The sequence below is a fragment of the Neobacillus solisequens genome (assembly GCF_051233465.1).
Lineage (GTDB): Bacteria > Bacillota > Bacilli > Bacillales > Cytobacillaceae > Neobacillus.
This window is the reverse complement of record NZ_JBKFGJ010000002.1, coordinates 673358-697038: the sequence shown is the minus strand read 5'-3', so window position 1 is coordinate 697038 and position 23681 is coordinate 673358. Positions and strand designations below refer to the sequence as shown.

The 23681-nt window shown below is 39.7% G+C and carries 20 protein-coding genes; 8 read left to right on the top strand and 12 right to left on the bottom strand.

The window, feature by feature from the left end:
- Window positions 1-173 precede the first annotated feature (173 nt).
- Window positions 174-2009 carry a dihydroorotate dehydrogenase gene (locus ACI3K6_RS03925; protein WP_435553804.1) on the top strand — a complete coding sequence of 612 codons (1836 nt, stop codon included), beginning with the start codon at window positions 174-176 and terminating at the stop codon, window positions 2007-2009.
- Between the two features lie 582 nt (window positions 2010-2591).
- Here ACI3K6_RS03925 and ACI3K6_RS03920 read toward each other — a convergent pair.
- Window positions 2592-4211, bottom strand: a complete 1620-nt coding sequence (locus ACI3K6_RS03920; RefSeq protein ID WP_435553803.1) for an ABC1 kinase family protein — start codon at window positions 4209-4211, stop codon at window positions 2592-2594.
- 452 nt (window positions 4212-4663) lie between these two features.
- Between ACI3K6_RS03920 and ACI3K6_RS03915 the strand changes: the two genes are divergently transcribed.
- Window positions 4664-4915: a DUF2533 family protein gene (locus tag ACI3K6_RS03915; protein ID WP_435553802.1), complete on the top strand. Its 252-nt coding sequence runs from the start codon at window positions 4664-4666 to the stop codon at window positions 4913-4915.
- 582 nt (window positions 4916-5497) lie between these two features.
- On the opposite strand, the gene hmpA is transcribed toward ACI3K6_RS03915, so the two are convergent.
- Both hmpA and ACI3K6_RS03905 read right to left on the bottom strand, forming a co-directional pair.
- Window positions 5498-6787, bottom strand: a complete 1290-nt coding sequence (hmpA, locus tag ACI3K6_RS03910) for an NO-inducible flavohemoprotein (protein ID WP_435553801.1) — start codon at window positions 6785-6787, stop codon at window positions 5498-5500.
- A 115-nt stretch (window positions 6788-6902) separates the two neighbouring features.
- On the bottom strand, window positions 6903-7679 hold the full coding sequence (locus ACI3K6_RS03905; RefSeq protein WP_435553800.1) for a sulfite exporter TauE/SafE family protein: 777 nt from the start codon (window positions 7677-7679) through the stop codon (window positions 6903-6905).
- 151 nt (window positions 7680-7830) lie between these two features.
- On the opposite strand from ACI3K6_RS03905, the gene ACI3K6_RS03900 reads away from it, so the two are divergent.
- On the top strand, window positions 7831-7998 hold the full coding sequence (locus tag ACI3K6_RS03900) for a hypothetical protein (RefSeq protein ID WP_435553799.1): 168 nt from the start codon (window positions 7831-7833) through the stop codon (window positions 7996-7998).
- A gap of 24 nt (window positions 7999-8022) precedes the next feature.
- Here the strand turns inward: ACI3K6_RS03900 and ACI3K6_RS03895 are convergent, their stop codons facing one another.
- Together ACI3K6_RS03895 and ACI3K6_RS03890 are read right to left on the bottom strand one after the other, a co-directional pair.
- Window positions 8023-8682, bottom strand: a complete 660-nt coding sequence (locus tag ACI3K6_RS03895; protein WP_435553798.1) for a response regulator transcription factor — start codon at window positions 8680-8682, stop codon at window positions 8023-8025.
- An 18-nt stretch (window positions 8683-8700) separates the two neighbouring features.
- Window positions 8701-10827 carry a histidine kinase gene (locus ACI3K6_RS03890; RefSeq protein WP_435553797.1) on the bottom strand — a complete coding sequence of 709 codons (2127 nt, stop codon included), beginning with the start codon at window positions 10825-10827 and terminating at the stop codon, window positions 8701-8703.
- Window positions 10828-11008: 181 nt separating this feature from the next.
- On the opposite strand from ACI3K6_RS03890, the gene ACI3K6_RS03885 reads away from it, so the two are divergent.
- From ACI3K6_RS03885 to ACI3K6_RS03875, 3 genes are all read left to right on the top strand, one after another.
- Window positions 11009-11707: a hypothetical protein gene (locus ACI3K6_RS03885; RefSeq protein WP_435553796.1), complete on the top strand. Its 699-nt coding sequence runs from the start codon at window positions 11009-11011 to the stop codon at window positions 11705-11707.
- Between the two features lie 104 nt (window positions 11708-11811).
- Window positions 11812-12075, top strand: a complete 264-nt coding sequence (locus ACI3K6_RS03880; RefSeq protein WP_435553868.1) for a ferritin-like domain-containing protein — start codon at window positions 11812-11814, stop codon at window positions 12073-12075.
- Window positions 12076-12097: 22 nt separating this feature from the next.
- Window positions 12098-12454 (top strand): spore coat protein, encoded by a 357-nt coding sequence (locus ACI3K6_RS03875; protein WP_435553795.1) that lies wholly within the window; start codon window positions 12098-12100, stop codon window positions 12452-12454.
- A gap of 438 nt (window positions 12455-12892) precedes the next feature.
- Here ACI3K6_RS03875 and ACI3K6_RS03870 read toward each other — a convergent pair whose 3' ends face one another.
- Both ACI3K6_RS03870 and ACI3K6_RS03865 read right to left on the bottom strand, forming a co-directional pair.
- Entirely contained in the window at window positions 12893-15313 is a 2421-nt protein-coding gene (locus tag ACI3K6_RS03870) for a Lon protease family protein (protein ID WP_435553794.1), read from the bottom strand.
- A gap of 134 nt (window positions 15314-15447) precedes the next feature.
- A complete protein-coding gene (locus tag ACI3K6_RS03865; protein WP_435553793.1) occupies window positions 15448-16251 on the bottom strand; it encodes an RDD family protein in 804 nt (267 codons plus the stop codon).
- 106 nt (window positions 16252-16357) lie between these two features.
- Here ACI3K6_RS03865 and ACI3K6_RS03860 point away from each other — a divergent pair, with 106 nt between their 5' ends.
- Window positions 16358-17338 (top strand): stage II sporulation protein M, encoded by a 981-nt coding sequence (locus ACI3K6_RS03860; RefSeq protein WP_435553792.1) that lies wholly within the window; start codon window positions 16358-16360, stop codon window positions 17336-17338.
- Here the strand turns inward: ACI3K6_RS03860 and ACI3K6_RS03855 are convergent.
- From ACI3K6_RS03855 to ACI3K6_RS03835, 5 genes are read right to left on the bottom strand one after another with little or no spacing between them, the layout of a single operon-like run.
- A complete protein-coding gene (locus ACI3K6_RS03855; protein WP_435553791.1) occupies window positions 17316-18674 on the bottom strand; it encodes a DUF58 domain-containing protein in 1359 nt (452 codons plus the stop codon). The genes ACI3K6_RS03860 and ACI3K6_RS03855 overlap by 23 nt on opposite strands.
- Complete coding sequence (locus tag ACI3K6_RS03850) at window positions 18625-19554, bottom strand: AAA family ATPase (RefSeq protein ID WP_335480504.1); 930 nt, start codon at window positions 19552-19554, stop codon at window positions 18625-18627. The genes ACI3K6_RS03855 and ACI3K6_RS03850 overlap by 50 nt, the downstream gene beginning before the upstream one ends.
- Complete coding sequence (locus ACI3K6_RS03845) at window positions 19551-20678, bottom strand: DUF4350 domain-containing protein (RefSeq protein WP_435553790.1); 1128 nt, start codon at window positions 20676-20678, stop codon at window positions 19551-19553. Before ACI3K6_RS03845 ends, ACI3K6_RS03850 begins: the two co-directional genes overlap by 4 nt.
- A complete protein-coding gene (locus tag ACI3K6_RS03840; RefSeq protein WP_435553789.1) occupies window positions 20675-21334 on the bottom strand; it encodes a DUF4129 domain-containing protein in 660 nt (219 codons plus the stop codon). The genes ACI3K6_RS03845 and ACI3K6_RS03840 overlap by 4 nt, the downstream gene beginning before the upstream one ends.
- A 14-nt stretch (window positions 21335-21348) precedes the next feature.
- On the bottom strand, window positions 21349-22272 hold the full coding sequence (locus ACI3K6_RS03835) for a DUF7847 domain-containing protein (RefSeq protein WP_435553788.1): 924 nt from the start codon (window positions 22270-22272) through the stop codon (window positions 21349-21351).
- Window positions 22273-22485: 213 nt separating this feature from the next.
- On the opposite strand from ACI3K6_RS03835, the gene ACI3K6_RS03830 reads away from it, so the two are divergent.
- Window positions 22486-23646 (top strand): glycoside hydrolase family 18 protein, encoded by a 1161-nt coding sequence (locus tag ACI3K6_RS03830; RefSeq protein ID WP_435553787.1) that lies wholly within the window; start codon window positions 22486-22488, stop codon window positions 23644-23646.
- The last annotated feature ends 35 nt before the right edge of the window (window positions 23647-23681 follow it).

The window sequence follows — 23681 nt, the reverse complement described above, 5'->3', positions numbered from 1 at the left end:
CTTTAAACTATTTATATAAGAATATATCATATTTTATCATCCAATAATTGTTAATTATCATAATTGGGATGCATCTCTTCCAAAATGTTAAGGGATTGTAGCTGAACATATTTTTTAATTATAGTAAAATATTGGTAATATTCTATTATATATTTTATAGGAGGTGAGGTGACTTGCCGGACTGGTCCTATCACACCATATTTAAACCAATACTACATAGACTGCAGCCTTCCTTTAGCAGAGAGTTTATTCACCGTGGGATGAGCATGATCGCATCTTCCTCATTCGGCGAAAAAATTATAGAGTTACTTGGTCAGATGGCCCCTTCACCCCAATTAGAGAAATCACTTTTTGGTGTTTCATTTGCTTCTCCTATTGGATTAAGTGGAAAAATCGACCCTCAATTATCTGGACTTGCGGCTTTTCAAAATCTGGGATTTGGCTTCGTTGAGATTGGTCCTGTCTCTGTTTCAGGTTCATTACTAACAGAAGAGCATTATGTTGATCCAAAACAAGAACGAATTGATGGGAATGATGTTTTTCCGATTAAGTTATTAAAAGTAAAGAATCAGCTCCAAGCACTTAAAAAAAAGAAGATGCCATTTTTTATAAGAGTGGAAGGAACTTTTCAGGAAATGGTGCAGATTTGTCTGGAACTCCATCCTTTTAGTGATGGATATATAATGGATTATCGGACCTTTGAATCGGCTAATCAGTATACACTATTACAAGATAAAATAAGGAAACCCATCATTATTGCCTGTACTGCAGAATCCATTTTAGACATTGAAAAAATAGTAAACTTTTATCCATGCGGAATACTTCTTGACGAATGCAATACTGCTCAGGAGATGATTGATGCTGTTGCTGCGATTAGGAATAAATTTGGTGATGAATTGCCGATTATCACTTCTGGTGGTATTAAGGAGCCAGCTGACGCTTTAACATTATTGGATAAAGGTGTTTCACTCATCATGCTTAGTTTTGAGTATGTTTTTACCGGACCAGGTTTGCCAAAAAGGATTAATGAAGCGTACTGCACTAGGTTTTTAAGAGAATCTGCTCCATCTCCAGGTTGGCTTTGGTATTGGATGGTTGGTCTTGCCATAACCATCGCTGGATTAATAGCTTTGTTTTTTAGTATGACAGTTATTATCCTTCCCTACGATGAAGTCTTTTTAGGAGTCATAAGAAGTGAGATTCACAAGTTTAATCCTGCCATAATATATTTTATGGCACATGACCGGATGACCCTTTCCGGCACGATGATTTCAGGAGGGATCATTTTCATGCAGATGGCATGGCACGGTGTCAGAAAGGGGCTGGTTTGGGCAAGAAAGGCAATAAATTATGCTGGGATAATCGGTTTCCTTGGCATTTTCCTCTTTATTGGATACGGCTATTTTGATTGGCTTCATGCCCTATTTTGGTTGATTTTATTACCGTTGTTTTTTTTAGGATATTCAAAATCAAAAGAAACTAAGGGAGCCCCCATAAGCAGCAATCTTTTCAATCATCGATACTGGAAATGGAGTTTAATTGGACAGCTTTCCTTTGTCTTATTAGGTTTTGCCTTAACTTTCGGAGGGCTTGTCATCTCCGTGATTGGAGCATCTAGTGTCTTTGTGCCAACAGATCTCAGCTTTTTATGCATTACACAGGAAATGCTTAACGAATTTAATGATCGATTAATTCCGGTAATTGCGCATGATCGGGCCGGATTTGGCAGTGCTCTGCTAAGCGTAGGCTTGCTTGTATTGATGCTGGCGTTATGGGGAATTCGTGAGGGCGACAGCTGGGTATGGTGGACTTTTTTCTTAGGAGCTATTCCTGCTTTTTTATCTGGGTTACTTACTCATTTTACGATAGGATACACCGATTTTGTTCACTTATTACCAGCTTATATAGCGGTCATACTTTATATAAATGGGGTTATATGGACGGCACCCTTCTTATTGAAAAAAGGAAGGAACATTACTCAAACCTTCCCTTATAAAAATGAAATATAAAATGGCAAAAAAATGCCCTCGTAAAAATTCGTTTGAAAACGATTTTCGAGGGCTAAAAAAATCTATAAAAAGGGGGTCTATGAAAAAGCACTGCTATTTCATATTTGTATTTTATGGCTTACAGCTTAACTTTTCCTTAAAAAATCCAATGGTTTATCATCATAATAAGTTAATGGTTGAGATGAGCTTTTTGTTTTAACAGCCTTAACTTTTGGTTTTTTGTTAATATTCTCCAGAACCTTACTTTGAAAACCATATAAAAGCCCTCCTGATTATGGAGATCCGATTTATGGTTAGGTTTTTTCCGGAACCCCATCGTTATTTGCTGGTAAACTACCGAAGCTATCTGAATTGAATATACCTTTTGTGTTTATCATTGTAGCAAACATTATAAATATAGAAAATTTAAAAAAATCGACTCGATGAATCCTTTTTCTACAAAATGACTCTGTGTTTTATGAATTTCAATCATTTACTAAGAAATTTGGACGAGTTTTTTGGCTGCAGTTGTCGATTCTTAGAATAAAGATTTTGAAATAATATGTCAAAAATGTGAACTGACAGATGTGTTTTTGCCTATAATCATCTAGGTCGTTCCGGCATATATTTCATCCACTTTTTCAATTTATAGCTGCAAATGAAATAGCCACAAATAGAAATAGATGTTATGCCGACGGAAATTTTCCAAATAAGGGGCTGAGAAGTATAGAACCCTTCTGCAACTCCTATGAACCCAAGTAAAGTCAATTGAAAACATTGCTTTTTTTGATTTTCAAAAATCGTAAATTGAAATAGACGCCTTTGTTCTATTTCTTTTAATTGTTCCATTTTCTGAGGTGCCTGAAGGAATTCGGAAATCGAGTGAAAAAACTTGAAAACGGGTTTAGATTGAATCCATTGCCATACAAATGACCATTTATGGTTTCCTTGTTTGTTCATCCATTCCATAAATACAGGTTTGGCCAATTCCACGAGTTCTTTTTCAGGTATCAAATTTCGAATAATCCCTTCAACGGTGACAAATGAACGCCCTAAAAAGACAAATCTTGTCGGAACTTGAATGGGTAATGCCTTAATCATATTGTTCATTTCCATTTTTAATGCTAACAGGTCCATTTCTTTTAGTTGGGAAGGCTGGAAACCAGCAAATTCAGCCAAAAGCCTTTCAATCATTCTTGGATCAGCATCCGGAAGCAAGAATCCTAATTGAAAAAGGCAATCTACAGCTTTAGAGTAATTTTTTGAAAGAAAACTTTCAATTAAACCTTGAAAATAAGCTGCATCCTTTTTTGTAATCTCCCCGATCATTCCGAAATCAAGCAGGATGATTTCTCCCTCCTTTGAAACCAAAACATTACCGGGGTGTGGGTCTGCATGGAACATACCCGGCTCTAACCATTGTGGAAAAAATACTTTTAGTAAATGTTGGGCCAGTTCCTCACCACTCAAATTATTTTTGTACAAGGCATCCAAATCCGTTAGTCGAATTCCATCCACCCATTCCATCACCAAAACATTGGAAGTGCTGAGTTTAGGATAAACGCTCGGAATTTTTACTTGCTCCATATCTTTAAACCGGTCTTGAAAAAATAAAATCGTGTCCAGTTCTTTTGTATAATCAAGTTCTCGTTCGATTACTTGTTTAAGTTCCTTAAAGAGAACCCTGAAATTTATAAATCCTTTTGGCATTGGAATGAAGTGATCGGCAAACCAAATAATAAGGCTTAAAATTCGAAAATCAGTTTGGATGACGGAATCAATGTTGGGACGCTTTACTTTAATAGCTACCGCTGTTCCATCTTTTAGCACGCCTTTATACACTTCTCCGATTGAAGCAGATGCAATCGCTGCTTTTTCAATCGATTGAAAGTTTTGAAGGAACGTGTTCCCCCATTCTTTTTCCAAAATTTCTTCAATTTCACTCCAATTGGATGGTGGCACCTGATCGGTCAGATCTTCGATTTGCTTTATAAACGTGTTAGGCAACAGATCGGCGCGAGTACTGAGGATTTGCCCAATTTTAATCAGTAATCCCTCTAAATCAAATAAGGTGTTGCGGAACCTTTTTCCTATTCTTCCCCAGAGTTGATCCCACTCAGCCTTTGGTTTTTTTCGAATCTTATACCAATAGATTTGAAGGAAAATACCAAAGAATAAAGATAACACTTTTGTTGCACGAGCCATTTTGCTTTTGGTTTTCAAATGAATCCCCCTCAATTATAAGGTTATATTAAAGAGTACTGTTGATTTTAAACCCTGTTGATTAGAGCGGAAGGCACGAAGACTCCTCGAAAATGCTAACGCATTTCTTTCGTGTGTGGGCGAATTCTAGGAAGAAAATGAATGTCCTGTGGGGAGTACGGTTTTGGAGAGACCCCGCAGGCACAAGCGCCGAGGAGGCTCGCTGAAACGCCCACGGAAAGCAAAGTGCCTGGAGCGGAAATCAACATACAAGTTTAACAGAGCCAATAAAAAAAAGCTGTTACCATTGGGCATTTTCATCCCTTGGTGACAGGCTCCTCCAGTTCAGTTCATGTTTAATTAGTAATAATATATCATATTTGTCGCAGTATGGAATCATTTTTTATTGCTTAAATGAACTAGTCCATATGATAATAGAAAGATAAAATGAATGAAACCAAGGGGTGGTAATGATGAGTGTACATAAAGACCTAATCCAGCATGCGGAAAAACAAAATAAACAATATCAAGAATTTTTAGCACTTGATAAGCAAAGAGAAATGTTAATTGCCGAGGCGATTGATCAGTGCAAACAAGACAAGCCTTTCTCAACTGATCAAATAAATGCTGTGACGAAACAAATGAACAGCATTAACCTGCGAATCACACCAATCAAAAAATATGTGACGGTTGAAATGGTTCAGGAGTATGTAAATTCAAAATAATGGATGAGTTTTCCATCCCGCTGGCAGATGATGCTCAAACATCAGACAGCGATGATGCGTTTTCACTTTGCCCTGTCCGAATTGACCTGATGAAAGACATATTTGTCAGATTCAAGAGGCAACTTGTCTTTCATTGAGCTGATGAAATACATTTTCGTCAGATTCGAGAAGCAACTTGTCTTTCATTGACCTGATGAAAGACATTTTCGTCAGGTTCGAGAAGGAACTTGTCTTTCATTGACCTGATGAAAGACATTTTCGTCAGGTTCGAGAAGGAACTTGTCTTTCATTTAGCTGATGAAATACATTTTCGTCAGATTCGAGAGGCAACTTGTCTTTCATTGACCTGATGAAAGACATTTTCGTCAGATTCGAGAAACAACTTGTCTTTCATTGACCTGATGAAAAACATTTTCGCCAGATTCGAGAAGCAACTTGTCTTTCATTGAGCTGATGAAAGACATATATGTTGGATATGAAAAGCAATGAGTCCTTCATTGACCTGATGAAAGATGCATTTTCTTGATTATAAGAGGGAAAGTCCTTCACCAAACTAAGTGAAGGACTCTTTTTTCCTAACAACTATTCAATCTCCTCAAGCTGGCCAAACGATCCAAAAAATTCATAATGAATCCTCTCATTGGGCACGCCCCATTGTTTCAATGCCTTATTGACTACTTTCATAAAAGATTCCGGACCGCAAAAATAAAAATCTGCATTCGAGGACGGCAATATCTCCTGAAGCCACTCCAAACTAATATACCCTTCCTTGTCATATTGCTTTAATTCTGTATCTTCATCTGTTGGTCTTTCATAAATCACAAACGAGTTCAGGTTTTTATGTTTTGCTGCGAGGTCATTTACATGATTTTTAAAAGCGTGAAATTGGCTGTTGATGGCAGCATGGATATAATAAATTTCCCGACTTGCCTTCTCGTTCACTGTTGTATTTAGCATACTCATCATCGGTGTCAGTCCAACGCCACCGCTAATCAGGACTAATGGAAGGGTTGACTCCATATCTAAATAGAAATCACCGGCTGGCGCTGTGATAGGGATTACATCACCTTCCTTGATATGATTGTGTAAATATGTGGACACAACCCCGGCAGGAATATTACCCCCATTGCCTTCCTCTCGTTTCACGCTGATTCGATAGTAATCCAATCCTGGACGATCTGATAAACTATACTGCCGCAGATGAGTATACTGCTCTCCCTCCATTTGCATCTTAACGGTGATATACTGACCGGGTATAAAGCCAGCTATTTCCTTCTCGTCCTTAGGCTTTAAGTAAAAAGAAGTGATCACATTACTTTCTTTTACTTTTTTCTCTACGACAAAATCTCGGTATCCAGCCCATCCACCAGGCATGGTTTCCGCTGTTTTATACATTTTATCTTCCATTCGGATGAAGACATCGGCAATTACTTGATAGGCATCGGCCCAGGCATCTATGATTTCCTGAGTCGCGGCATCTCCCAATACCTCTTTAATGGCTCCGAGCAAATTCTCCCCAACAATGGGATAATGTTCAGGTTTAATTTGCAGGCTGCGGTGTTTTTCTCCGATCCGTTCAAGGACTGGCATAATTTGACTAAAATCCTCAATATTAGCCGCTGCACCGTAAACCGCATCGGCAAGGGCCTTTGGCTGGTGCCCGGTAAACTGATGGGTTTGATTGAAGATATTAAGTAATTCCGGATGCTGTTTGAACATTCGCTTGTAAAAATGTTTGGTGATCGTTTCTCCATGCTCTTTTACGATTGGCAGAGTAGATTTGATGATTTCAAGCTTTTGAGGGTCCAATTTTTTAACCGTATGTAATACCTCTTGCCAGGAATTTTTTTCTTCAACTTTGGGAACAGACATCGTTTTTTCTCCCTTCTTTTCACAATACAAATTTAAGTTTAACCATTTCATAAATGGTTCTATTTGTGGTAAAAAATGTTAAAGCCAAAAGCAGATCCGCTTTTGGCTTTTCAAGTCACAATATTTCCATCCATGTTTTAATGGCTGTTATCAGGATTAAGATGCCCATAATGGCTTGCAATATTTTGGTATTTACTCGTTTACCGGCACTTGCTCCAATTGGTGCGGCGATTAAACTTGCTATAACTAATATGAGTGCAGGTAAGAAGGTAACCTGACCGGTAATAATTTTTCCAGAAACCGATCCAATAGATGAGATAAGAGTAATGGCCAAGGATGAAGCAATCGTCATTCTCGTAGGAATTTTTAAAACCGTTAACATAATCGGAACTAAAAGGAATGCCCCTCCCGCACCGACAATACCTGCCCCAATTCCAACCATGAAAGCTAACAAAGCCGCCAACCATTTATTGAAATCCACCTGATCCAGTGGAATATCATCGATACCTTTTTTCGGAACAAACATCATAACCACGGCAATTAACGCTAAAATCCCATATACGATATTAATACCGGTTTCCGGCAAATGATTCGAACCAAAGCCACCGATAAAGCTGCCGCACAAAATACTAAGGCCCATGTATGTAATCAAAGTTTGATTTAAAAATCCGCCTTTACGGTAGACCCATACGCCACCTAGTGTCGAAAAAAACACTTGAATAGCGGTTATGCCTGAAACCTCATGGGCGGTAAAATGCCCAACACCCAAAAGAATAGGAATATATAACAGCATTGGGAAGTTGATAATCGCTCCGCCAATTCCTAGCATGCCTGAAATAAAAGATCCAATAAATCCAATCAAAAAAATCGTAAGAATAAAACTTAAATCCATGATGTCCCCCAAACATTAGCAAAAAAACTAATCTTACACCTTCATTATAAATCTAACATAAGCTAAAAATAAATAAAGGATATTGTAATTTTATGAATATATTGTATAATTCATAGTATAACGATAGGAATTAACGGGATGGTGGCAGTTGATGAATTTTTTAAAAAAGCTATTTCAGGAACAGTGTCCAAAATGTAATGAAGTTCTTGAAACCCAGGATTCTGATGCCTTAAAAGGTGTTGTCATAAAATCATGCCCAAACCAACATTATCATAAAGAATTTCATCCAGCACTCGAAACTTGGATTGAAAGAAAGTAAGGCCTTGATTCCGGCTGCCTTTTGTTATATTTCCTCTGAATTTCCCAGTCGCGATTCTCTTGCCAAGTAAATGGCCTCTTCTCGATCCGCGACTTGAAGTTTATTTAGAATATTGGTGACATAATTCGAAACGGTCTTCCCGCTGATAGTCAATTTTGCGGCTATTGCTGCATTGGTGGAACCGTCAGCCATCAAATACAATACTTCCCGTTCTCGTTCTGAAAGTTCCGGGAAAGCTTCTTTTGGTGCTGCCGGACGAGCCATGGAAAAATAGTCAATCATTCTAGACGCAATCCCCGGACTGAAAATGGCCCCACCATTTCCGACTGTTTTGATCGCATTTAACAGTTCATCCTTTTCAGTATCCTTTAAAACATACCCCTTTGCCCCAGCACGCATGGCTGCAAACACGGAATGATCATCCTGAAACATCGTTAACATTAAAATTTGTGTGGCAGGATTATTTTTGATAATTTCCCGTGTTGCTTCAATTCCATTACAGCCAGGCATTCGAAGATCCATTAAAATCACATCAGGTTCCAGTGTTTGTGCCAGTTGGATGGCTTCTTCTCCTGATGTTGCCTCGCCAATTACTTCAAGTTCCTCAGTTGTTAGAAAAAGTGTTTTTACACCATGCCGAAATAAAGGATGATCATCGGCAATTAATATCTTCAATTTTTTCAACCTAGCTCCCCCATACCCTTAAGAATTAACTGGTAGAAAAACAGTTATTTTTGTTCCCCCTTTTTCAGAGTGTGCTACCAAGAATTTTCCGCCTAATTCATTTGCTCTTTGATTCATCGATTCCATGCCAATGCCCCCCTTTTCTCTGTTTTTTCTCGGAGACAACCCCACACCATTATCTTCAATCAGCATATGCAAACCATGTTCTTGGTTTTCATTAAATAAAATCCTAATAGAACAGGCAGTAGCCTTGGAGTGACGAACGACGTTTACCAAAGCCTCGGTCAAAATTCGAAACGCAGCTACTTCAACTGCAGCAGGTAAAACAGGTAATTTTTCCGGGGCGTTTAAGGAAAACTGGATTCCTGGACCTTGGTCTTGTCTTTGGCTCACCAACGATAATTCCTTTATACGCTCGTCGATCGCCCCGATTAACCCCATTTCATCTAATGTCGGTGGTCGTAAATCATAAACGATTCCCCTTATTTCCGATACGGTTTGGCGGATGGTTGATTGCAAATCACTCAGAATCTCTTTGGTGGCGGTTGGATTTTTTTCAACTAGATCTTCTGCGGCCGCAGCTGTTAAAGCCAGTGCTGCCAATCTCGGAGCTAGGCCGTCATGCAGATTGCTCCTAAGCTCTCTTCGCTCCTCTTCCCTTGCTATAACCAGCTGTTCCCTAGATTCCTGTAAATCAGCTGCTAGCATTTTTAAATCAATCGAAGCCTTTGCACTTTGAACGACCGCACTTGCTTGTCGGATCAACATGTCTAAAAATTTATGATCGGAAACGGTAAAACGTTCTCCAGGCGATCGTGGAGAAAGCTTTAAGGCACCAATCTCTTCACCACGGTAATACAAACTAAAGGAAAAGCATTCGTCAAAGAATTCCCCATCTTCCGCTGCCAAGACTTCCCCGCCATTTTGATGCAAACTTAATGAGGCATAAGGAAGCCGAAGGGAGTCTTTAATGGTACGGATCACAAGTTTCAAAACTGCCTCCGGATCTAGAGGATTCTCCAGCTCTTTCGACAGTCGGTTCAGGACGGAATAGGGATCGTCATTTTCACCATACATACGGCGGTTGATAAAGCGTTGAATGTGCTGTTTAATCGGAGAGAACAAAACAGCTACAATTCCTGTGGCAATAAAGGAAATCACCACATGATTTTTTGTATCAAAAAGTAACCCCGTATACCAGACAGCAGTCACATAAAATAAAACAGTACAAGCTGTTAAAATCCCGTATACTAACGTACGATTCACAATGATATCGATGTCCCAAAGGCGGTGCTTTAACATGGCAATCAATATCGCCAAAGGGATCAACATCATGAAAGCATGGACCCCTATTTCTACAGCATAAAGCTGGTATGGCTGGGCTGATATCGCTTTTTCTTGAAAAATAAATAAAATGGAAACGCTCATTAGACCCATTAGTGCCATAACCACACCATAGACAACCCATTTTGCTTGCTGCTTTTCTAAGGGCGTTAAAACAGTCTTATAGCGAAAAATTTGAACAGAAATTAAACTGCCAATCCAAATAAAAAACCAAATCCCAAAGAACAGCTTCGGCCCGTGCTGTAAATCAATGATCGTGCTAGGGAATAGCATGCCGGGAACCCGAAGGATGATGATGGTCATGCATAAATAGGCCGACCACCTAGGAGCAAATTTTCCATTTGGAAATAGAAAAAAGAAAAGAATAAAAGCTGTCATCCCTCCTGCTTCGATGACTTGAACCAAGTATGTTAGCAGCGGGTGAATCAGCTTAATGCCTGACATGATCGGTGTGAATGTTCCGCCAAGTGAGATGAGCATAAAACTTCCTAATAAACCAATGAGTCCAGATGATTTCTTCCATAATAGGACTGTTCCTGCCGTTATATAAACAAGACCAAATACGGCATATATACTGACATAGGCAAACGAATATTCTGCCGGACTGATTCCGTGGTTTTGAAGCCAGTTGGTTCCGGGAGCAGGGTTATAAAAACCGGTACAAGATTGGGCAATACAATTGGATTTTATATATTGGTAATATTGAGGAATGCTGTATATAAACAATATGGCCGTAAGTAGGGCCATGACCAGCACGGTGACTCGTAAAAGAGGTAACTTTTTTTCGGGCAAAAACTCCATTGTATCTCCCCTGTTAATCCATGATAGGAAAATTGTACCAATAATCAGATTGTTCTGTAAATGTTTAATTTTATTCCCATGTAAGTTCCTGCCCTTTGGGAAACGGTGCCTCTAACACTCGGGAAGGTTTGGGGTGGTAAGATTCAAGTGTAGAATCAAACAAATTACAGGGGGAATAAAAATGTTAACCATACCAAAGGGGTATTTAAAATTTAGCGGATTTTTGTTGCTGTTAGGAGGATTAATGGGTTTTACCGGTCAGTTAATCCATCTTGAAGATATGCCTGCATCCGTCAAAGACATTCCTGAGTTTTTAAAAGGCGCAGTAAATATCCATGTTCTCTTAGCTTACGCTTCCATGTTTATCTTGATGGGCTTACCGGCTGTTTATCTTCGTCAAGCTTCGGGATTAAAATGGTGGGGCTGGGTGTCTTTCCCACTACTGTTTATTGGTTTAATGCTGGAGATTTTCCATGGTCCGGTTCAGATTATGGCCTATCCAATCATTTTTGATTTCGTCCACACTGCCGCAGATTTGAAACATGTCGGTGATTTATTCAATAATATGGCCATTGATCAATACCCATTGCAGCTAGCTGTCTTTATCCCGCTTATTCCGGGAATCTTCCTTGGCCTCATACTTTTGGGGATCGCTACTTTGCGTGCTAAGGTGTTGCCAAAGGCACCAGCTATCTTTATTTTTATAGTAATGGTCATTCAAATTGTGGGCATGGTAGTTCCCGTTCATATTCACTTGCTGGAGATTTCATTTGCCTATATTCATCTCATTTTTGTTTGGATTGGAGCCTTAATGGCATTTGGAAAAATAAATGCTCCGGCGCAAAAAGTAAATACAGATTCTGTCATTGTCAAATCATAATAGATTCCCCGCGGATTTTAATTTCTGCGGGGGTTTTACATAAGAGGAATTCATTTGGCTCATTCTAAACTTGATATTAGTTTTTTGAAGGGAGTTTTATTATGATGCAAAATCAACCGCCAATCCCGAATCCGCCACAAGCGATTACAACAAAAGACTTGCAGTATTTAAAAGATGCAATGTCTTGGGAACTTCTTGCGTTTAAAAAATTTCATTTTCTGGCTCAGCATGTTCAAAATCAGGATATTAAGCAGGCCCTAGATGAGGCTGGAAGAATGCACCAGGATCATTATAATCGTTTGCTTTCTCACCTCCAGGTAGATAACAATGCGGTTATGTCAAGCTTACAAAATCAACAGATGCACTAATTTTTGAATGGAGGGAAAAAGAATGGAAAATCAACAAAATCAGCAATCCCAGAATTCGAATCAAATTGCCAATCCGCAAACTGGGCAATTGCCTAAGGTGAAAGGCCCTGAAATGAATGACCGTGACTTTCTCAATGATGGCCTCAGTACGAGCAAGTATATTACAGACAGCTTAAATATTGCGATACGTGAGGCAAGTCACGACAAACTTCATTCCGATTTGTTACAAATGCTCACTGAAACTCACCAAACCAGCAGAAATATTTACAAATTAATGTTTCAAAACGGATGGTATAAACTGGAGGCCGAAGATCAACAAAAAATTGATCAAGCCTATCAGCAATTTAACAACTATTCTTCACAATTTCCATATCAATAATATGGCCCGGTACTTATTACCGGGTTTTTTATTTACGGTGAAAATGGGTCATTACGACCGATACAGTAAAAACTGCTTTCTTGTCTATGGATGTTGTCTTTTATTAAAGGGATGAAGGACAAATCCCGGTTGGCGTGCACGAAGGTTATCTTTCATCAAGGGGATGAAGGACAAATCCTGGTTGGGGTACATTAATCTTGTCTTTCATCAATGAGATGAATGACAATTCGCGGTTGGGATACATGCATGTTGGCTTTCATCAAGGGGATGAAAGACATTTCACGGATAAGGTACACGCATGTTGGCTTTCATTATAGGGATGAAGGACAATTCACAGTTAAGGTACTGGCTGATCCCTGATTTAGCAAGTTGGTGGCCGGTACTATGTTCATGAAGAGCAAAACCCATATAGCAAAAGCCATATGGGTTTGATCATCGTTACTTATTTATCTCCTTTAGCCGCTCAAACATTTCAGCAAATCGCTTCGCTACTTTTCCGAAAATGGTATCAGCAGGAAATTGTCCTTGCACATCACGTACATTTCCTGCTTTAACGCCGGTTAAAATCTCTATGCCTTCTGATATATGGTCTATTTCCCAAATATGAAATTGACCACCTTCAACCGCAGTTATCACTTCATCGTCTAACGACAAATTCATCACATTCTGCTTTGGAATGATCACCCCTTGCTTCCCTGTTAGACCTTGCAGTTTGCAGATTTGAAAAAATCCCTCAATTTTTTCATTTACACCGCCTATTGGTTGGATCTCTCCCCATTGATTTACAGAGCCTGTAACGGCAATTCCTTGATAAATCGGTACTTCTGCCAGCGACGAGAGTAATACGTACAACTCGGTGCTTGAGGCACTGTCACCATCAATTGGGGAATAGGTTTGTTCAAAGGTAATACTAGCAGATAACGGAATGGGATGATTTTTGGCAAATTGGCCGGATAAGAAGCCGGTTAAAATCATTAATCCTTTATTGTGAATTTGTCCACTCATGGATGCTTCCCTTTCAATATTGATGATTCCGCTTTTCCCTACATACGTTTGAGCCGTTATTTTCGTCGGTATACCAAAGCTAGCGTCCCGAGCTCCAATTACGGCAAGGCCATTTATTTGTCCGATTCGATACCCATCGGTTTCAACCATAATGACCCCTTTGGCGATCATTTCTCGATATCGTTCCATTACAAGGTTCGAGCGCTGTATTTTTTCTGAAATCGCATTTGTTATATGATTGCCATCAACCACTGCAGCGCCCTCTTTTTTCGCCCAATAGCTGGATTCCACCAGAACCTTTGTAATTTCCTGAAAACGAGTGGAAAGCTTTGATTGGTCTTCTACCAAACGGGAACTGTATTCAATCACTTTTGCTACGGCACGTTGATGAAACGGGAGAAGCCCCTCCTCAGTGGCGTATTTTTTGATAAAATAGGCCATCTTCATGCTGTTATCCATGTCCCTCTCCATGCTCGTGTCATATTCTACTTTTACCTTAAAAAGCTTATGAAAATCTTCGTCATAGGCGGATAGTAGATCATAAAGATAATAGGATCCTATGATAATGACCTTTATATTTAACGGGATGGGCTCCGGCTTTAGACCGCTTGATGGGAAAACACCCCTTTCCTCATATAAATTCTCGATTTGAACACGGCCGATTTGGAGTGAACGTTTTAACTGCGTCCAAACCAATGGCTCCTGCAATAATTCGGCTGCTTGAAGAACTAAATATCCACCATTCGCCATATGAAGGGCACCAGGTTTGATATAGGTAAAATCGGTCATCCAACTGCCGAGTGAGCCATGATATTCTACTTTTCCAAAAAGATTATGAAAGGTTGGGTTCGTTTCATAAATAACAGGGGCGCCATTTAAGTTTTTGTGATCGACAAACAGGTTTACCGTATAGCGATGCAACTGCTGTTCTTTGGAACCCGCCAACGCATTCATAATATTACTTTCCTCTTCGTGGTCAGCTAAAAATAAGGAAAAATGCATCACGACATCATGAAAATAAGCTTCTATATAAGAAATAACCTTTGGATAATCTTTATAGACTTCCTTAAATGGTTGGAAAAGGCGTTCGATTGCCTCTGTTGCCGTTTGTTTCATAAAAAGATCGATGCTCTTCGTTAATTGCTCATCCATTTTTCGCATTTGATAAAAGGTTTCCCGGATTCTTTCACCTACAAGTTTTTCATTCTTCCTGTAGGTTTCCTTTTGGTCCTCTGGCAGTTGATCAAATTCGCTACGTTCCATAGGCTTTCCATCAAAAATGGGATACGTATTGATACCGTTTGATGTACGCTCAAGCAAATACTGATTTTCGGTAGCAAATTGTTCTGTCTGTTTCCAATACTGATCAACTTTTTCCCTAAACGTGTTTAATATCGTTTGCTTCTTTTTTTCAAATAGCTCGCTTGAAAATGCTGCTCTAAGTTCCCTTTCAATGGCTATTAATAAGGTTTCCATGAATCTCTGAAATTGGCGACCTTGTCCAGCCGGCAATGAAATAACCAAAGGACGATTTGGATTTTCAAAGTTATATACGTAGCACCAATCCTCGGGAACGTCCCTATTTTCGGCCATTTTTACCACACTGTTCAGAGTATAAGTCATTCGTCCAGTACCACTTGGACCGACGACAAACAGATTATAATCGGACTGCTCGACCGACAAGCCAAATTCCATCGCCTTGACAGCACGCTGTTGACCAATCATCTCTGTCGGGAGAATATCAAGATCATCGGTTGTTTCAAAAGGAAATTGTCGAGGGTCAAATTTGGCCTGAAGCTTAGATGTAGGTATCTTGTGTGTGGCCTGTATGGAATCGATATCAATCAAGGTCATCATGAACCCACCCTTCATTGGTTTAAGTAAATCTTCGCTACTATTAAGGCAAACCCCTTTCCTATTTCAAATTGTTCAATAATTCTACTAATATTTTCCGGTATAAAAAAACGCCTGAACTCAAGTTTCAGGCATTACAATTCAAATTCCCACTCTTCCCTTAAATGTAAATAAAGAACGAGAAGTGCATTCTCTAACTCTTCTTCTGTTTTTTCTGATACTTCCAGCCCCATTTTTGGTAATAGAAGCTTTGAGATTTGCTGAGTTAACTGCTTTTTTTCATCTAATGGCAATTGGGTAAAGCGGTTTGCATAGGTATGTAATAGTTTCCAATCCTTTGCGGTATACGAACGGTATGTCCAGTCATCAAGGATTAACTTGTCTTTTGAAAGTTCGCGGTTCTGAATTTCTTTTTCAATAGATGTTTGTTTCTTTTTAGACTTTGCCTTTCGCTCGTGGATAACAATGGTTCCTGCGACCAAATCCCCCAACCGCTTATGTTTTCTATGCAAGAAAATCATCATAATTCCGAGTAGATAACCTGCCGGCAATGAATCTATGATTCGGAGAAGATTGCGGATAAAACTTGATAGCAAGGTGATGCTATGGCCATTTTCTTGAATGACTCTAATCCCCAAAGCACGCTTGCCAATCGTTTTTCCCCCCGAAAAAAATTCAAAGACAAAAAAATAACCCCAATTAATAATAAATAAAACAATGACCATGATGGCGATAGGAAAAACATTATCCTCGAAAAAAAAGGAAAAGTCTGACGTAGCCTTCATTACTAAGAAGGTAGTAAGGATGATCAATACGTTAGTGGCGGTAAGGATTAATTGATCAATGATGAAGGCTGCAGCCCTGCTCCCTAAACCGGCCAGCTGAAATTGTATTGAGACATATTCCGGTGTCTTAATTTCCATTTGCTCTTGATTCATTTGGATCCCCCTATCTCTTGGTTGATTTTAACATTTGCTGTTTCTATTTTTCAACAAAATTACTATAATAAGGTAGAATCAAAACCTCTTCTAGGCAGGTGTTTTCATGGATGTGAAGCAATTTATTAAAAAGTATCGAGAAGATTGGCGTCAACTTGAACAATTAGTGGGTACCTTAAGTAATAGAAGAACAGCCATTACGGGTGATTCCATCACGCAATTTCACCGACTCTATCAAAAGACAGCCCAGAATCTTTCTTACAGTCAAACTTATTTTCCAAACGATGATGTGACACAGTATTTGAATGGATTGGTCTCGAAATCCCACAATCTATTGTATAAAGACCAAGTATCCAGCTTTAAACAAATTCGGCAATTTTTTAGTACCAAGTTTATTGGCTTGTTATGGGAGCAATGGAAGTTTGTCTTAGTGGCTTTTGTCTTATTTTTCATAGGAGCTCTTGCCAGTTTTCTATCCGTCTTAAACGACCCATTACATATCTATTCCATTGTTCCTCCTGAAATCGCCAAGGGGGTAGACCCTGAACATTTGGGCCAAGGAAATGCCAATATCGATTCATCCTATATGTCTGCAAGTATTATGACAAATAACATTCAGGTGGCCATTCTGGCCTTTGCAGGTGGCATTACATTTGGATTTTTAACCGTCTATTTGCTGATAACCAATGGTATATTAATTGGTGCACTAGCCGCCCTGTTTTGGCATCACGGAAAGTCTTATGATTTTTGGGCCTATATCGTTCCTCATGGAATGATCGAGCTTACAGCCATTTTTATTGCAGGCGGCGCTGGTTTACTAATGGGCTATAAGCTCTTGGTTCCTGGACCATTTTCACGGGGCTATCAATTAAAGTTTTATGCCTTGCGTTCTGTTCAGTTGCTTTTGGGAACGATCCCTTTATTCGTCATTGCCGGAATCATTGAAGGGTTTATCACACCAGCTAAGATTTCTTTGGAAGCCAAGTATGTGGTTGCCTTGCTGACGGTTATTGGCTTAATTCTCTATATTTTCATTGGGAAACTGAAACTATCTAAGATGGCACTTACAAAAGATTTTGATTCATAATTTGGATATACGATGAAACAGCGGCAACCGCCAACTGTTCTTCACGGGCCTCGATCATTTGGAGGCCTTGTTTTTCCCACTTCACTTTTTGCCGCTTTTTAATGAGCACCTGCTGCTGTGCGATACTTTTGACCATCGCTTTCTGAACATCCCCCGGCTCCGCCTTCGTACGCGATGTTAACGTCAAGTCCTCAATGCCTATCATTAAGAACATATGCTTCTGCCTTAGACGTTTTAAATAGCTTAACGTTGCCTCTTCATGAAGAAACGTACGTACGTCACTGAATAACAATAAAAGACTTCGTTTCTTCTGCACCATTTCCAAATATTGCAAGACGGCAGCGTAATTTGATTCGGCAGCATCCACCTGGACGTTGTATATGGCCTGTAGAATGGTTTGTAGGTGCGCCATCCCTTTAGCCGGTGGCACATACACTTTTATTTCTTTTGAAAAAGCAAGAACCGCCACATAATCTCCTTTTTGCAACGCTGCAGCAGCCACAGTGATGGACGCCTCGAGCACTTTTTCTAGTCGATTTCCCTTTTTCAGCTCGGCTCCCATCATCCTGCCACAATCAATCAGAATGGTCATATATTTCCCATGTTCCGGTTCATATTCATTGGTCATGACTTCTTGGAGTTTAGCCGTTTGCCGCCAGTTGATTTTCCGCGGATCATCACCGACAACATAGTTTCTTACTTTGGCAAAATCGCCTACTCCCCTTTGATTTCTTCTGATCTTTACGCCTTCATATAATAAAAATTGCTGGGCGTTTTCCAGATACTGCTTTGTCTCTGTTAAATCCGGTATGACTTTTACGGTATCTGGTAATGGCTCAGCGGTTTGTTTTTCCCACAGACCTATGAAACTTCTGTATCGTATATATAAGGTTTCGATCTTATATTGTCCTCTCTCAGAAGCTGAGGTCTTAAAGGATATTTCCCTTGCTGATTCCTTTTCCATAAAACCAGTTAACGGAAATGGTCTGGAAAAGGATTGAGGAATCCCATCATAAAGGCAAAAGTGAAGCGGTAAATCTGAACCATTGTGTAATTCAAGTTGAACGGAATATGGAAGTCCTCTTTCCATTTCTGCCGGAAGGGAACGTTTGAAAAATAGCTGTTTTTTCCTTGGAGATAACAGTAAATCGAATAGACTTATAAGAAATACAACAACATCCACTGCGATGATATAGGACCATGAAAGGCCCCATCTTGTCCCAGCTAATAACGCAATAGTAAGAAGAACAAAAATCAGTAACAACCGTTTGCTTGGGACAATCCCTCTATCTTGGAACAGGAACCGACCCCACAATCTCTTCGATGATTTGGTCAACGGTTACTCCCTCCAATTCTATGTGCGGAGACACTTGAATCCGATGTCGTAAAGCTGGTTTGGCAACCATTTTGATATCATCAGGAGTCACATAATTGCGCCCCGCCAAAAATGCCCAGGCTTGTGCGGCTTTCCCGATTGAAATTCCCGCTCTGGTACTGGCTCCATGGCGAATTGTTTCCGAATCCCGAGTTCTTCTAACAATTTTCAAAATGTAATCTAACACACTATCTCCCAGTGTGACACTCTCAATCTCTTTTCTTATCATCACAAAAGCTTCCAAATCGAGTATTGAATAAATTTTTGATTCATTGGCCCGATTTTCAATCACCTGTTTTAATACGTCCTTTTCTTCTTCAAATGAAGGAAAATCAATGCTTAATTTAAATAAAAACCGGTCCTGCTGAGCCTCTGGAAGTGGATAAGTTCCCTCAAATTCAATCGGGTTTTGCGTAGCCACCACAAAAAATACTTCTGGAAGTAAATACGTTTCTCCCTGAATGGTCACCTGCTTTTCTTCCATGGCTTCAAGTAAGGCTGCTTGTGTTTTGGCTGGAGTCCGGTTGATTTCGTCTGCTAACAGAATATTGGTGAAAATCGGGCCTTTTATCGTTTGAAATTGGCTTTCTTTCATATTGTAAATTGTGCTCCCAGTGATATCACTTGGCAATAAATCCGGAGTAAACTGAATACGGTTAAAATCCCCACCGAGTAAGCCAGCTAATGTTCGCACCATTTGCGTTTTTCCCGTTCCAGGCACACCTTCCAATAAGACGTGTCCCCCGGTTAGAATAGCTGAAAGGAGCAGTCTGAGATTTAACTGCTGCCCTAAAATTCGTTGTTCATATTGTTCTAAAAAGGATGTTAGTTCCTCCCTCATCCTTCCTCCACCTCTTTTCGTAATTGATCCAGGTTCCTTGACCATAGCAGGAATTCCTGTTTTGAGATTTTTTCCTTTTTTAACATGCTGGTCAAATCATTTAGATACGTGTGCACCTCTTTTGAAGGCATGTTCTGCCACTTCCGTTCCAATAGATTCCCCAGGTCCTGCCATTCTCTTGTATAAGGAATACCCCATTTTTCTTGGAGTAACAGTTTCACATAATCCGCCTGAATGAGTAAGGCATCATGGAAGCGCCTGCCTCTAAGGTACCATGCCGATAGTGCTTGGATTCCTTCATCACTAAAGCGAACGGTTTCTTCTCTCGCAACCAAAATGGGACCAAACCGTTTTCCTTTGTACCAAAGCCACAATAAGGTCACTATCATTCCTTGAAAAATCAATAGGATCAGCCATTTAGGGTAGACCGTTAAAAAGGTAGCCGCATTTTCTGAGCCGTGAAGGTATTCATCAAATAAAATGCTGTTTGCCTTACTTTCGTTCATTAATTGCAAAATAAGAGACAAATGATCCTGCTCCAGTATTTGATCATTTGTCACCCACTCCGGTGCAAGCACCATGACGAGTTGTCCTTGTCCTACCTTTCTTTTTATCGCAACTGGTCCTTCCTTATCTTTTAATAAAACAATATCTCCTTTTTGCGGTCGAAGGCGAACTTGGGAAGAGATCGCTACCTTAAATGTATGTCCATGTTGGTCCCGCAGTTTCACTGGTTTCTCATCAGATTTTTTTGTAACGGTATCAAGTTCAAACATTCCTTTAGGATTTCGATCCAAAAGCAGGATCGTATTACCCGCTCTCATAAATTGGAGGTACGCATCCATTTCTTCTTTTTCAGGAGTAAAGGACGGACCAATCATCATTAATAAGTTATTTCTTGATTGTTTAGGTAACAGCCCAGGAGTATAATCCCATCTTTTCACAGTCGAATTCTTTTTTACATATGTATAAAATCCTTTTACTCCATTAGGAGCAGGAGAATCAGAAACAAATTCCGGGAAAACCTTTGGCTGAGGGGAAAAAGAAAAATAACTGAATAACACGAAAAAGGTAAATAGCACTGTTGGCCATATCCAAGTTTGTTTGTTCAATTTCAACTTCATGTACGATTCTCCAGCCTCCCCTCTTGGTGAGTAGGACCTTGTTCCAACCATTCGAATGTTCTGGTGCGGAATTGATCAAACTCTTCCCTTGTAATGGTGCGTTCCCCATAGGTCACTTCATCAAAAAAAGCGGCAAGATCGTAAAACTGATCTGCGCAATGTTTATTGATTTTGCGAAGTTCATCGTAATAGTCCCAATTGGTTTTCCAAATTCGTGCTTCCAGCCATTCCTTCTCATGAAAGTAAAGCAATAAGGCTAAAAATAAATGCCGTGTAGCTTGTTCATATCTACCTTGAGCTTCTAACGTCCCGGCCTCCTGACGGTGCATAGAATAGGACCAATTGATTTCCTTCATCGACTGAAGTGGCTTTTGCCCTTTCAGGATCCGGTTGCGCTTCATATTTCTTACCAGAAATAAGGAAATAATGACTAACAAAATGATGGTGACTACGATAACGCCTATAAGGACAGGCCCTGCAGCTCCGTTTGCCGAATCGATGGAAGGAAGGATCTTTTCCAACTGTTTGGCAATCCATTCTTTTGCTTTTTCCCACCAAGTTTCGATGAACCCCTTAGATTGGTTGTAATAGATCCGATATTCTTTTTCACTTAAGATTTGTTTCAAATCGTCTTTTGCCTTATGGGCATCAAGCATGGCGATCACCTGTTTTAAGAGTGTATAGGCGTGTTATAATCATCAATCAATTCCTTTAAATCATCTGCATCGTGTCTTAGTTTTAGATCCAAATACATGACTCCGTAGCCCACAGAGAAAAACATCGTTGTAAATAAAGTGATGATATTTCTGATAATCGATAAAAGTACACTGCCTCCTAGTAAAAGTCCGAATGACATTTCAACAGCAAAACTGACGGCTGAAATAATCATATAGAAGACAATATATAGGCCAAATAGCTTCCAAGTTTGTTTTTTGGAAAGACGCCAGCTTCTGGATAATCCCGGTGAAATCTGATCGAGGACAACCGACCCGAAATAAAAGCTCCAACGTGTTAAAAGAAGTCCGATTCCCAAAGCTGCTCCCAAAAAGAAGAGAATTCCAATAAGGACACCGACAACTGGGTGAATAAAGGCTGCTGTTACTCCGCCGGCAACCCCTACAAGAATCAATGGGATAATAGCAATTCCAAAGGCAATCAAACCGAAAAGAATACTGCTCCCTAGCATCGGCCAATATCTTCCAAATGCTTGTTTAATTACTTGCCCAACCGTATATTGCTCATCTTTGCGTATATGATTCAATGCAAAGAGAATGGCCCCTTCAGCAACAGGGTACAAAAAGAAGCTTACTAAACCAGTCAAAATTAAGGCCAAGTCAGAGGTTAAGCTGCTAGAATCAAAAGTGCCTGATTGTTCAAAACTGGATAGCATTTGCTCGAACCAGTTACTTCCCTGCCCTGTCTCTCTAAAAAAACTTGTACCCGAAGCTAATTGAATGATTGCTTCAATCAAAAATATCGGTGCCATAAAGATAAGAAAGATGATAAAAAAGTTCTTAAAATGGTCCTTAGTTAAACTAAAAGTGTGATCAAGGATTTCGCCAAATCCCTTTGGTTTTGTAAATTTTGTGTTCAATCTTACGTTCCTCCCATTTCATGGAAATAATGATGATTAAGCTATATTTTAACATTATTATGGCATAATTAGGTCAAAACTTTAAAAATTACCCAAAAAAGGTTATAAGGAATAGTACATTATAACTGGGAATAAGGTGGGAATTACCAACTCTGTGAGAAGTCCTTTTCTGATACAATTTTTATAGACATACAGATTAGGAGGAACCACACCATGAATAAACGCACACTCCTCCTCGGGATGATCATTGTCCTTATCTTTCTTGGAGGAATGTTTACCGGGATTTTTTATACGAACCATACGAAAGACGCTCATAAAATTATAAATTCCGATCCACTGCAAAAGTCTGCCGTGAAACCGAATAATAAAGATATGCCAAAGGTTAATCCGAGTCAATCTAAGGTGCTGATCGGATACGTTCAGGATTTTCGAGACCCTAATGTGGTGGATTATGATAAGTTAACTCATGTCATCTTCTCATTCGCCCATCCTACAACGGATGGTGGCATTTTATTAAATGGTGACTCTGCTTTGAAGAATCTGCGGACGATTGCGGCTACTGCCAAAAAACATCATACGAAAGTCATTTTAGGAGTTGGAGGCTGGTATCATATCAAAGGTGGCGAATCGTATCCTTATTTTAAGGCGGCGATTTCTAAACCAGACACACGCACAAGACTCGTGAATGAGCTTGTCCGTTTTGTGGACCGGGAGCATTTAGATGGAGTGGATATTGATTTTGAACATCCACATTCAACAGGAGATTCAGAGTATTTGGCGGCTTTTGTGAAAGAACTTGGCGACAAACTGCATCCGAAGCAGAAAGAACTTTCAGTGGCTGTTTATGCAAAAATTCACGCGGTCACCTTGACTGAAACGAATTTTGTTAACTATGATTCCTCTATGTTTCAACATGTAGACCATGTAAACATTATGGCCTATGATGGTCAATGGGATGACGGGTACCATGCGGAAAACTTGTCGCCTTATCCGTATACGGAGAAAATTGTCTACTATTGGAGCCGTTATTTTGATGAGAATGGAATCTCTAAGGAAAAGTTAGTTTTGGGCGTTCCATTTTATGCCCAACCTGTGAACCCAAATATCAAGCAGGTTTCATTTGATACAATTGTGAAGGCAAATCCTGCCAATGCAGATAAGGATTCGGTAAATCTTAATGGTACCACTTACTACTATAATGGGGATGCCATGATGGTGAAAAAAACGAAACTGGCAATGGACCACGGTTTTGGCGGCATGATGCTATGGGAGGCCGGCCACGATACCAAAGGTCCGAAAAGCCTGACAGGCGCCATTTATAAAACGTTATCTGATGCACAAAAGGCTCCAGTGAAATATTATTCAGTGAAATAAATGCAACAAAAGCTGTCTCACCAGGGACAGCTTTT

Coding starts and splice junctions, on each gene's coding strand:
- ACI3K6_RS03915 (WP_435553802.1), top strand. CDS start 4,664: ATGAGTGTACATAAAGACCTAATCCAGCATGCGGAAAAACAAAATAAA.
- hmpA (WP_435553801.1), bottom strand. CDS start 6,787: ATGTCTGTTCCCAAAGTTGAAGAAAAAAATTCCTGGCAAGAGGTATTA.
- ACI3K6_RS03905 (WP_435553800.1), bottom strand. CDS start 7,679: ATGGATTTAAGTTTTATTCTTACGATTTTTTTGATTGGATTTATTGGA.
- ACI3K6_RS03900 (WP_435553799.1), top strand. CDS start 7,831: ATGAATTTTTTAAAAAAGCTATTTCAGGAACAGTGTCCAAAATGTAAT.
- ACI3K6_RS03890 (WP_435553797.1), bottom strand. CDS start 10,827: ATGGAGTTTTTGCCCGAAAAAAAGTTACCTCTTTTACGAGTCACCGTG.
- ACI3K6_RS03885 (WP_435553796.1), top strand. CDS start 11,009: ATGTTAACCATACCAAAGGGGTATTTAAAATTTAGCGGATTTTTGTTG.
- ACI3K6_RS03880 (WP_435553868.1), top strand. CDS start 11,812: ATGCAAAATCAACCGCCAATCCCGAATCCGCCACAAGCGATTACAACA.
- ACI3K6_RS03875 (WP_435553795.1), top strand. CDS start 12,098: ATGGAAAATCAACAAAATCAGCAATCCCAGAATTCGAATCAAATTGCC.
- ACI3K6_RS03870 (WP_435553794.1), bottom strand. CDS start 15,313: ATGACCTTGATTGATATCGATTCCATACAGGCCACACACAAGATACCT.
- ACI3K6_RS03865 (WP_435553793.1), bottom strand. CDS start 16,251: ATGAATCAAGAGCAAATGGAAATTAAGACACCGGAATATGTCTCAATA.
- ACI3K6_RS03860 (WP_435553792.1), top strand. CDS start 16,358: ATGGATGTGAAGCAATTTATTAAAAAGTATCGAGAAGATTGGCGTCAA.
- ACI3K6_RS03850 (WP_335480504.1), bottom strand. CDS start 19,554: ATGAGGGAGGAACTAACATCCTTTTTAGAACAATATGAACAACGAATT.
- ACI3K6_RS03845 (WP_435553790.1), bottom strand. CDS start 20,678: ATGAAGTTGAAATTGAACAAACAAACTTGGATATGGCCAACAGTGCTA.
- ACI3K6_RS03840 (WP_435553789.1), bottom strand. CDS start 21,334: ATGCTTGATGCCCATAAGGCAAAAGACGATTTGAAACAAATCTTAAGT.
- ACI3K6_RS03830 (WP_435553787.1), top strand. CDS start 22,486: ATGAATAAACGCACACTCCTCCTCGGGATGATCATTGTCCTTATCTTT.